The sequence below is a fragment of the Candidatus Sordicultor fermentans genome (assembly GCF_012728195.1).
Lineage (GTDB): Bacteria > Atribacterota > Atribacteria > Atribacterales > Caldatribacteriaceae > Sordicultor > Sordicultor fermentans.
On the sequence record NZ_JAAYFP010000199.1, the window covers coordinates 1 to 8,275 of the forward strand.

Annotated in this window: 9 protein-coding genes and 1 tRNA gene; all 10 read left to right on the top strand. The window is 43.4% G+C overall.

Annotation, left to right across the window (positions count from 1 at the left end; all coding sequences use genetic code 11):
- A partial coding sequence (gene thrC / locus GXZ17_RS09855) for a threonine synthase (protein ID WP_409377115.1) occupies positions 1-690 on the top strand: 690 nt, incomplete at its 5' end.
- Positions 683-1,582: a homoserine kinase gene (gene thrB / locus GXZ17_RS09860; protein ID WP_409377116.1), complete on the top strand. Its 900-nt coding sequence runs from the start codon at positions 683-685 to the stop codon at positions 1,580-1,582. The genes thrC and thrB, both read left to right, overlap by 8 nt.
- Positions 1,579-2,811, top strand: a complete 1,233-nt coding sequence (locus GXZ17_RS09865) for an aspartate kinase (RefSeq protein ID WP_409377117.1) — start codon at positions 1,579-1,581, stop codon at positions 2,809-2,811. The genes thrB and GXZ17_RS09865 overlap by 4 nt, the downstream gene beginning before the upstream one ends.
- The gene (locus tag GXZ17_RS09870; protein WP_409377118.1) at positions 2,798-3,814 is read left to right on the top strand and encodes an aspartate-semialdehyde dehydrogenase; all 1,017 of its coding nucleotides are present in this window, start codon (positions 2,798-2,800) and stop codon (positions 3,812-3,814) included. Before GXZ17_RS09865 ends, GXZ17_RS09870 begins: the two co-directional genes overlap by 14 nt.
- A 72-nt stretch (positions 3,815-3,886) precedes the next feature.
- Positions 3,887-3,972: transfer RNA gene (locus GXZ17_RS09875), tRNA-Leu, on the top strand.
- 67 nt (positions 3,973-4,039) lie between these two features.
- Positions 4,040-4,312, top strand: coding sequence for a hypothetical protein (locus GXZ17_RS09880; RefSeq protein ID WP_409377119.1), 273 nt, complete (start codon positions 4,040-4,042; stop codon positions 4,310-4,312).
- Positions 4,313-4,533: 221 nt separating this feature from the next.
- Entirely contained in the window at positions 4,534-5,559 is a 1,026-nt protein-coding gene (locus tag GXZ17_RS09885; protein ID WP_409377120.1) for a uroporphyrinogen decarboxylase family protein, read from the top strand.
- Between the two features lie 502 nt (positions 5,560-6,061).
- Entirely contained in the window at positions 6,062-7,159 is a 1,098-nt protein-coding gene (gene ddlA / locus GXZ17_RS09890) for a D-alanine--D-alanine ligase (RefSeq protein ID WP_409377121.1), read from the top strand.
- A 70-nt stretch (positions 7,160-7,229) separates the two neighbouring features.
- A complete protein-coding gene (locus GXZ17_RS09895) occupies positions 7,230-7,742 on the top strand; it encodes a Spy/CpxP family protein refolding chaperone (protein WP_409377122.1) in 513 nt (170 codons plus the stop codon).
- Between the two features lie 170 nt (positions 7,743-7,912).
- A partial coding sequence (locus GXZ17_RS09900) for a response regulator (protein ID WP_409377123.1) occupies positions 7,913-8,275 on the top strand: 363 nt, incomplete at its 3' end.

Sequence of the window (8,275 nt, forward strand, 5' to 3'; positions counted from 1 at the left end):
CTGGCAGTGCAAGGAAACTTTGACGATGCTCTTTCTATAGTGAGATATATAACTTCTCACTATCCGGTGGCTCTGGTTAACTCCCTTAATCCTTATCGTATTGAGGGGCAAAAAACTGCGGCGTTTGAAGTGGTAGAGTGGCTGGGGGAAAGTCCTGACTATCTTGCGCTACCCGTGGGTAACGCGGGAAACATCACTGCTTACTGGAAAGGGTTTAAAGAGCTAAAAGAGAAGGGGAAAATTACCTCTCTTCCCCGAATGTTAGGCTTTCAAGCCGAAGGAGCGGCTCCTTTAGTTTCCGGAAAGCCTGTTTCTAATCCTCAAACGGTGGCTACTGCTATCCGGATTGGAAACCCTGCCAGCTGGAAGGGAGCTATCGCTGCTCGGGATGAGTCGGGGGGCTTGATTGAAGCAGTGAGTGATGAAGAAATTTTACAGGCGCAAAGGATGCTGGCTGAAGAAGAGGGGATATTTGTAGAGCCAGCTTCTGCAGCTTCTTTTGCCGGAGTGTTGAAAAAATCTGAAGAGGGTTTTTTTACCGGCAGGGAAACCATAGTTTGCGTTTTAACCGGACACGGGCTCAAAGACCCCGACATTGCCATAAAACAAGGTGAGGGAAGAATTGAAGAAGTAGGAGCATCCGCAGAAGAAGTGGTAGAAATTTTGGGATTGGAGAGAGAACATGTTTGAAGTGTGTGTTCCAGCTACCTCAGCCAATTTGGCTTGTGGGTTTGACGTTTTAGGTCTGGCTCTTAACCTTTTTTATCGGGTAGAGGTAAGTAGCGGGGGAGAAGGGTTCCATTTGTACCATCAGGGAGAGGGAGAGGGAAAAATAAAGGAAGAAGATAACCTTTTCTTTCATGCAGTCAGAAAAACCTGGGAGAAGGCGAGTTTTCCCGGACAGGGGATGAGAGTAAAGGCTTTTAATGAGATACCCATTTCCCGGGGTCTGGGAAGCAGTGCCGCCTGTATTGTAGCGGGAGTGATATCTGCCAATGAGGTAATGGGGAGGGTGTTGAATTTATCCCAGATGATAGAAGTAGCTTCGCAAATAGAAGGACACTCTGACAATGTTTTACCTGCTTTTTTGGGAGGGTTCACCATAGCTCTTCTCCGAGAAGGAAGAATTTTTTATCATCAACTTCCCTTTTTACGAGAAGTGGAGATGGTAGTTTGCATCCCTGATTATACTCTATCTACCGAGGAAATGAGAAAAGTTCTTCCTTCTTCTTATCCCCGGGACAAAGTAGTTTTTACTCTATCATCTCTTGCTTATCTTTTAGGAAGTATTTTTACCGGAGATAAAGAAGGGTTCTTTTTATCTTTAGAAGATGAGATTCATCAGCCCTATCGGGGGGCTAAAATTAAAGGGTTTAGCGAGGTTAAAGAATATATCCAGAAAAGAAATCTGGGGAATGTGGCTATTAGTGGCTCAGGACCTGCTTTAATTCTTTTTTTATCTCGACCTTTGAGAGAGGAAGAAGAAGAGGATCTGGGAAAAATTTTTCAATCCCGGGGAGTAAGCGTAGAAATAAAAAAAGTAGAAGCGGTAGAAGATGGAGCAAGGGTGAGAAAGCTATGAGCCTCATAGTGCAAAAATACGGGGGCTCTTCTTTAGCCGATCTGGATAAAATCAGGCTGGTAGCTTCCCGGGTAAAAAAGTGCAGGGATGAAGGGCATGAATTGGTAGTAGTGGTTTCTGCTATGGGAAAAACCACTGATCAGCTTATTTCCCTGGCTAAAAGCTTAAACCCTTTTCCCCCGGAAAGAGAGCTGGATATGTTACTTTCTACCGGAGAGCAAGTTTCCATATCTCTTTTATCCATTGCTCTTTCTTCTTTAGGGGTGAGCTCTGTTTCTTTGACCGGAGGGCAAGCAGGAATCATTACCACTGATACCTATACCAAAGCTAAAATTTTCCATATAGATACCCGGAGGATAAAAGATTTGCTTCTCAAACACCAGGTGGTGATAGTAGCTGGTTTTCAGGGTAGAACCCCTCAAGGAGATATCACTACCCTGGGAAGAGGAGGGAGCGATGTTACTGCCTGCGCTCTTGCTGCAGCACTGAGCGCTGATTTCTGTGAGATTTATACTGACGTCCAAGGGGTGTTTACTGCTGATCCTCATCTTGTTCCTCAGGCTAAAAAAATTGCCCGCCTCTCTTATGAAGAAATGTCAGAGATGGCTACTTTGGGGGCTAAAGTTTTGCAACCCCGAGCGGTGGACTTTTCTCAAGCCTATGGAGTGAGGGTGCACGTTCGTTCTACTTTTTCAGAAAGGGAGGGAACCTGGGTGGAAGAAATAAATAGTATGGAAGAAGTGAGAGTAAAGGCAATTACTCACAGCGGGGATATGTTAAAAATAGTGTTATTAGGAGTACCTAATCAACCGGGAGTAGCAGCACAGATTTTTAAAGCTTTGTCCGATTTTTCAGTTTTCATTGATATGATTATTCAGAGTGAAGGAAGGGAAGACTACAAAGACTTGGCTTTTGTAGCTTCTCGGGAAGATGAAGAAAAAGTGAGAAAGGCCATCGCTTGCCTGGAGAAAGAATTGTCTTTTCAGGGAATGAAGTTTGATGAAACAATGAGCCGGGTATCTTTAGTAGGAGCAGGGATAGCCAGCAGCCCTAATATTGCTTATCGGATGTTTAACGCTTTGGCTCGGGCAGGGATAAATATAGATATGATCAGTACTTCTAATTCTCGGATTTCTTGTCTCATCCCCCGGGATTTGATGGAAGAAGCAGTAAAAGTTTTGCATGAAGAGTTCATTATGCAGGAGGTGAGGCTCAATGAAGAAGTTTAAGGTGGCGGTAGCAGGAGTGACTGGGGCAGTGGGGCAGGAGATGCTCAAAGTTTTAGAGGAGAGAAACTTTCCAGTTTCAGAGCTCCGGCCTCTGGCTTCTTCCCGCTCTCAAGGGAAGAAAGTGCTTTTCCGGGGTAAGGAGTGGACAGTGGAAGCCTTAAGTGAAAATAGCTTTCAGGGAGTAGATATCGCTCTTTTTAGCGCCGGTGCTTCCGTAAGCCGAGAATTTGCCCCTCTGGCGGCACAGAGTGGTTGTGTGGTGATAGATAATTCCTCAGCTTTCCGGCAAGACCCCGATATTCCCTTAATCATTCCGGAGATTAATCCTCATCGGATTAAAGATTACAGCCGAAGAAATATCATTGCCAACCCCAACTGTACCACTACCATTTCTCTTATGCCCTTGAAGCCTTTGCACGACTATGGGAAAATCAAAAGGATAATAGCTGCCAGTTACCAGGCTACCTCAGGCGCAGGAGCGGAAGCCATGGCGGAGTTAGAAGAGCAAGTCAGAGCTTATGTGAATCAGGAAGAAATAGTGCCTCGTGTTTTCCCCCAGCAAATTGCTTTTAATGTGATACCCCATATCGATACCTTTCTGGACAATTACTACACTAAAGAAGAAATGAAAATGGTCTGGGAGAGCCAAAAAATACTGGAGGAGGAAAACCTCTTAATCAGCGCTACTTGTGTTCGGGTTCCAGTATTTCGTGCCCATTCGGTGGCTATTAATATAGAAACGGAAAGAAAAATAACCAGAGGCAAAGCTATAGAGCTTTTATCTTCTTTTCCGGGAGTGAAGGTAGTAGATGATCCAGAACACCTTCTTTATCCTACTCCTTTAATGGCGGTAGGAAAAGATGAATGTTTAGTGGGAAGAATAAGGGAAGATATTTCCTCTCCTTCGGGTTTAAGTCTCTGGGTGGTGGGAGATCAACTGAGAAAGGGAGCAGCGCTAAACGCGGTGCAAATTGCTGAACTTTTAGCTCAAGAAATTTCTTAAAGTTTTGCTCTCTATAGAGCCAAGTTACCAGGGGTTGTCAGAAAATATAAATTGTCTTAAAATTTCAGTGTTGCGAGAGTGGCGGAATGGAAGACGCGCTGGACTTAGGATCCAGTGGGTGAAACCCCGTGCGGGTTCAACTCCCGCCTCTCGCACCAGAAGCGCGTCTCTTCTGTTTCTCTTTCTAAAAAGCTCTTTTATAGTCGATGGACTACCTCATTTCTCATGGGAGAAACAGTAAAATTTCCTCGAGAAGATTATAATAATTTTTTGGAGCTATTTCTGTTTGAAAAGAAGGCTGCAAGAAGAGCTCCCCGCAACATCCACGATTATAAGCTCCACGTTTCAATGTTCTTTAAGCGCTTTCCTCGTACTTTACGTTCAGAAAAAGATTTAAGAGCTTCCGTCCTTGAGTATTTCTCCGATGATATTAAGCCCACTACTTTTAGCCTTCGTCGAGAAGAATTAGAATATTTTAGAATACTTATTATCATTTGATCCCGATTTTTTTAGCAAAATATAACTTGCTTTTAAAGTTTGAGTGGTTTAAGAGGTTTTGGAGGATACTGAAATTAATAACCAGTTGAGTGGGAGGGTAATGCTATTGGTGGGTTCCTAACTTTAGAAGAGGTTTGAATAATCGAACGTCAGAGGTTATTATATATCAGGTTCGAGTTTAATAGAGGTGAGGAGTCCGGTATTGGAAGGGGGAGTGCGTTATGACCAAGCGCCAGGTAATAAAAATTGTACTTGACCACAAACAACCGCCTTATGTTCCCTGGTCTTTTGGTTTTACCAAAGAAGCGGCGGACAAACTTATTGCTCATTATAATAATTCCGGTCACCAAATCAATTCCAGGGAGGAACTGGAAGATTTTGTTGGCAATCATCTTTTGAAGTTGGGAAGCGATATCGGTTTTTTCGAAGAGGTGGGGCCAAACTTAGTGCAAGATGTTTTTGGAGTAGTCTGGGACCGGAGCATAGATAAGGATATCGGCAATGTCCAGAAACCAGTGTTATCTAAACCCAGCCTACAGGGATATCGGTTTCCCAACCCTTTAGACCACCGTTTTTTTCAGGATATCCCCGAGAAAATTCAGCGCTATCCCGATAGGTTTCGGGTATTCCAGATCGGTTTTTCGCTATATGAGAGAGCTTGGACCTTAAGAGGTATGGAGCAACTTATGATGGATTTCTATGACCACCCTGATTTTGTGCACGAGCTGTTACACACTATAGCCGACTATAATATTGCTCAAGTAAAAGAGGCTATGAAGTACGATATAGATGCCGTATATTTTGGCGATGATTGGGGACAGCAGCGAGGTTTGCAGATGGGGCCGAAAATATGGAAGGAGTTTATCTATCCGGAGTTACGCCGAATGTATGGAAGTGCGAAACAGGAGGGGAAATATGTATTTATTCATTCTTGCGGAGATGTAGATGAACTGTTCGATGATTTGATAGAAATAGGGGTGGACTGCTTCAATCCTTTTCAACCGGAAGTTATGGATATTTTTCAATTGATAGAACAATACCGGGATCGCTTGAGTTTTCATGGTGGGCTTTCCACTCAGCGAACTCTTCCCTACGGCACCCCTCAAGATGTAGTGCGGGAAACAAGGCGCCTTATAGATATGGGACGTCCAGGAGGATATATCTTTGGCCCCGCTCACGATGTGGAAGGGGATGTTCCTCTTCCCAACATGCTGGCTTTTATTGAGGAGGCTCAAAAACAGGTATAGTCTCGTCAATTTTCTTCAGGTAAGAAAAGATTTCATCTTTTTCCTAATTTTATAGTATCTCGTGAAATTCCTGGCATGTTCTTCTTTTTAATACTCCACCTCTTCACTGTGTTCTTGGGGTATTAATCGCACGCTGAGGGAGATGCTTTTACTCCTTCAGCAGTTTTGTTTTTCTATGTTTTCAGATTTTTCTCTCCCGGAAGTCATAGGAGGATTTGTGTCCTATAGTTCGAGAGATGTTTCTTCTCTCTAAGTGCTGGAATGTTATTACTTCAGCGTTGTTATTCCAAATTTTTTCATCTTTTGTGCTCTCTTAGTCTTATACCACAAGCTATCTGGGCAATCTCTCAGAGGCAAAGCAAGCTCATAACATCAATTGTGTGGTAATATCGGGATGACAGAGTATCCCACTTATTTGTAGTTGTGCTTTTTGAATCTCTCTTGTAGAAGGATGGATTTTGTGCTAAATTCCTTCCAGAAATAATTTATCGGGGTTGGTGCTATGAAAAGAAAATTAAGAGTGGCTGTCATCTGTGGTGGAAAATCGGTAGAGCACGAGATTTCTCTCCAATCAGCAAAAAACGTTATAGAAGCTATGGATAGAGAGAAATATGATATTGTCCTTATAGGTATTGATAAAGACGGTCGCTGGCACCTTAAAGCTTTAGCTGATTTTGAAGAAGAAATGGAAGGCTCTCTTCTGCCTCATCTTACCTCTCGAGGGGATGAGGTGATTTTTATTCCCGGAGGCGCAGGACAACTGGTTAATCTCTCTACTGGAGAAAGGTTGCAGCCGGTAGATGTTGTTTTCCCTGTTCTTCATGGACCGTTTGGTGAAGATGGTGCCATCCAGGGATTGCTGAAAATAGCAGAAGTTCCTTTCGTGGGGGCGGGAGTGCTGGGTTCAGCTATTGCTATGGATAAAGAGGTAAGTAAAAGATTGCTGAAAGAAGCCGGAATTCCTGCCGCTAAATTTTTATCTTTTGCTCGTGAGGAAAAAGAGGAAATCAAATTCCCCGAAATGGTTAGCCAATTAGGATTGCCTTTTTTTGTAAAACCGGCCACTCTTGGCTCATCTGTGGGTATAAGCAAAGTTAAAAAAGAGGAGGAGTTTTTCTCTGTTTTAGAGGAAGCTTTTCGCTACGATGGTAAAATCTTAATTGAGGAATATGTCGAGGGGCGAGAAATTGAATGTGCCGTTCTGGGAAACGAAAAACCTCGTGCTTCTTACCCTGGAGAAATCATTCCTCGCCATGAATTTTACTCCTACGAGGCAAAATACATTGACCCGGAAGGAGCTCTTCTTCAGATTCCTGCTCCTCTTCCAGAAAATATAGCAGAGAAAATACAATGCCTGGCCATTCAGGCTTTTCAGGCTCTCTCTTGTGAGGGAATGGCCAGAGTGGACTTTTTCCTCCGGGGAGAAGAAATTATTGTAAACGAACTCAACACCATTCCCGGGTTTACTTCCATCAGTATGTATTCCAAGCTATGGGAAGCAAGTGGCATCCCTTACCCTCAGCTCATAGATGAGCTAATTCAATTAGCGTTAGAAAGAAGTGAAAAAGAGAAGTCGTTACAAACTTTCATAAATTGGTAACAAATCGCTCACTAAAAAGCCAAAAAGACCCCTTAAAATGTTCTCAAAAGCTAAAAAGGAGGTTAAACACATGAGAAAAACCTGGTTATTTGTAGCTTTGGTGAGCGTGCTTGTTTTAAGTATAGCTTTCCCCATTTTTGCTCAGGAAAGAAGCTCCCCTCCCCGTGAGGAAAGAGATAGGGAAATGAGACAGGATAGGCTGCACCAGAATATTAACTATTCTCTTAACCTGAGTCAGGAACAGAAAATCAAAATCCTGGAGGTCTGGGAAAAATATCGTCCGAACATCCGGGATTTGCAAGACCAGATGGAGGAAGCGCGAATTAGTCTCTGGAAATTGAGTTTTGAAACTCCTTCTGAAGAAGTAGCCAGTGAGATACGGACTAAGATAGAAGAAATTAACTCCTTGGAACAAAAGATACAGGAAAGCAGAAATGCTATGTTTCAGGAAGTGCTTTCTATTCTGACTCCCGAACAGACTTCTCAATTGGCTAAGCAATATCCCCAAAGAAGAGGAAAAGGCTTTACCTTTCAGAGAGACACGGGCTTTCCAGGTATGGGCTTTCCGGCAAACATCAGGTAGGATAATTATAGTAGCCCCGAAGTAACTTCGGGGCTACTATAACGCACAACACGGTTCCTGGCCATAAGAATACCAGGAGGAGAGAACCTGGGAAAATCAGTTAAAGGAGTTTTGAGAGAAAATAGTCGGCGAGCATTATTAAATTTCTTATATTTAAAGGTGGATAGAGTATGGCTATTATCCTAGTAGTGGAAGATGAAGAAAGTGTGAGAGAGCTCCTCCGCTTGTATCTTGAGAAGGAGGGATTTCAGGTAGAATTGGCTTCCGATGGAGAGGAAGCACTGAAAAAGATGTCCAGGATTTCCCCTGATCTCGTTCTTTTAGACCTCATGCTTCCCAAAAAAGATGGATGGGAAGTGTGCCGGGAAATAAGGAAAACTTCTTATGTTCCTATAATTATGCTCACCGCCCGAGGGGAAGAATTTGATAAGGTGCTGGGGTTGGAACTGGGAGCTGATGACTACGTGGCTAAACCTTTCAGCCCTCGGGAGTTGGTAGCGAGGATTAAGGCTGTCCTTCGTCGCTTTAATGCC

Coding starts and splice junctions, on each gene's coding strand:
- thrB (WP_409377116.1), top strand. CDS start 683: ATGTTTGAAGTGTGTGTTCCAGCTACCTCAGCCAATTTGGCTTGTGGG.
- GXZ17_RS09865 (WP_409377117.1), top strand. CDS start 1,579: ATGAGCCTCATAGTGCAAAAATACGGGGGCTCTTCTTTAGCCGATCTG.
- GXZ17_RS09870 (WP_409377118.1), top strand. CDS start 2,798: ATGAAGAAGTTTAAGGTGGCGGTAGCAGGAGTGACTGGGGCAGTGGGG.
- GXZ17_RS09880 (WP_409377119.1), top strand. CDS start 4,040: ATGGGAGAAACAGTAAAATTTCCTCGAGAAGATTATAATAATTTTTTG.
- GXZ17_RS09885 (WP_409377120.1), top strand. CDS start 4,534: ATGACCAAGCGCCAGGTAATAAAAATTGTACTTGACCACAAACAACCG.
- ddlA (WP_409377121.1), top strand. CDS start 6,062: ATGAAAAGAAAATTAAGAGTGGCTGTCATCTGTGGTGGAAAATCGGTA.
- GXZ17_RS09895 (WP_409377122.1), top strand. CDS start 7,230: ATGAGAAAAACCTGGTTATTTGTAGCTTTGGTGAGCGTGCTTGTTTTA.